Genomic DNA, 1,737 nt, shown 5'->3' on the forward strand with positions numbered 1-1,737 from the left:
TTACCAATTGCAATGCCTCCTGTGGAGGTATCAATCGTCGAATTATCTGCTGTCCAATTCCAAGTGCTTGCTGTAGAGTTTTTTAGCTTTCCTGTCATTGAAGCATTGTTGGTGAAGTGGGCATTGACAGTACCTGAACCTAAAAAGGCTGCAGTATCATTATTGCCAGTCCAAGTGGCATTGTCTAAATTAACATTGGTGGTACCACCTCCGTTGTTGATAGAGCCTTGCCATTTGGCTTGATTATTGAGATTGAGAGTAATCGTACCCAATCCATTTGATATATCACCTTTAAGAGCATAGTTTTTAGAGGTATTGTTACCGCTAAATGTAAAATAAGCACTTGGTGAGTAGCTTTTATGCTTATCATCAGTTTGGATCACGGTAGTGCCTGAAGCAGTGGAGTCATATTCCAAAGAGGAATCTATAAAGGTAAAATCACTCCTAAAAGGATCGTTATAATAATTTTGATCAACTTTGACAAGACCTGTTATTGAGCTGTTATTTTTAAAATTGACAACCGAATCAGTCGAGAATGTTAAGTTCCCCTTGAAGGTAGATTGATTATCGGCATTCAATGTGAATCGAGGTTTCATATTGATGGATTGTCCATTATAATCAGTTGTGATGTTGGCATAGGCTTTTGATAAATTATCTAGCGTGATGGTATTGTTCCAACCTCTCCAAATTTTTATTGCTACCGATTTAGTGCTATCACCGCCGTTGAATTCAGAACTATTACTGAAACTGAAATTAAAATTCCCGCTGTTATGGTCGAAGGTCGCGGCTGAAAAGGTTGAGTTATTTTTGATGGTGGCATTGATTGTGTTTGTGTTGGTGATTTTTGAGGTAGTGAATGTAGAATGATCATCCAATTTTATAGTCAAGCCTGAACTATTTGTAACACTATCTCCTTGAAATGAAGATTTTTTATTGAGGGTTATGAGGGTACTCCACAAGTTTTGCACATCGGCATAGGCTTTTGCACCATCTGTGAAAGTCAGGTTGAGATTGAAGGAATTGTTGTAAAGCTGGGAATTAGTCCCATTCATTCCTTTTAGTGCAAATCCTTTATCTGAATTGCCAGTAAAAGTGAAATCTTGAAGAACACGATTTCCTGCTAAGTTAAAAGAATTCCTGATATTGCCCTCTAAAGAAGAATGGTTGAAATTGTATTTATTATGGACTTCTGCATAAACAATATCTATATTTCCGAGCATATTGGCATTTTTACTAAAATTAAAAACTTCATTGCTTGAATCCCAAGTCAAGATATTGCCTTTGAACGCATAACCTCCATAATTCCCTGTAAAATTATAAACCCCTGATTGGTAGTTTTCAAACTCTAATCCGCCAGTCCAAAGCGAGTTGTTAAAATCAAAATGAGCTTTAGTGTTAAAAATCCTTCCTTTGTTGATATTATTGATGATGACGTGATTACCAGTCAAAGTAATCGCCTTAGGTTCTTCTAACCAACTAGTCAGAACGAAATCCCATTGATTGCCTGTTTTTTTGGTCAGACTAAAAAGAGGATCTGAAGCAATGAGCTGGGCACAAGAAGTACCCCCACCAGCCCCACCTAATGCACAAGGATTATCACCGCTTACAATATCATCAGCTCTTAAAATCTCACCACTAAATGGAAATAATAAAGCTGCTAAGACAAAAGAAAATAGAGGAAAAAATCTTTTTTTGGATTTAGAAGAATTTTTATTTTGAAAGTTTTGAGAAGGTGTG

Annotated in this window: 1 protein-coding gene; it reads right to left on the reverse strand. The window is 36.6% G+C overall.

Going from position 1 to position 1,737, the window contains the following annotated elements; all coding sequences use genetic code 11:
- Window positions 1-1,737 (reverse strand): hypothetical protein (locus BKH41_RS09910; protein WP_180762812.1); only part of this gene is annotated, 1,737 nt, incomplete at both ends.

Origin of the sequence: Helicobacter sp. 12S02232-10, from assembly GCF_002272895.1 — a bacterium.
Classification (GTDB): domain Bacteria; phylum Campylobacterota; class Campylobacteria; order Campylobacterales; family Helicobacteraceae; genus Helicobacter_J.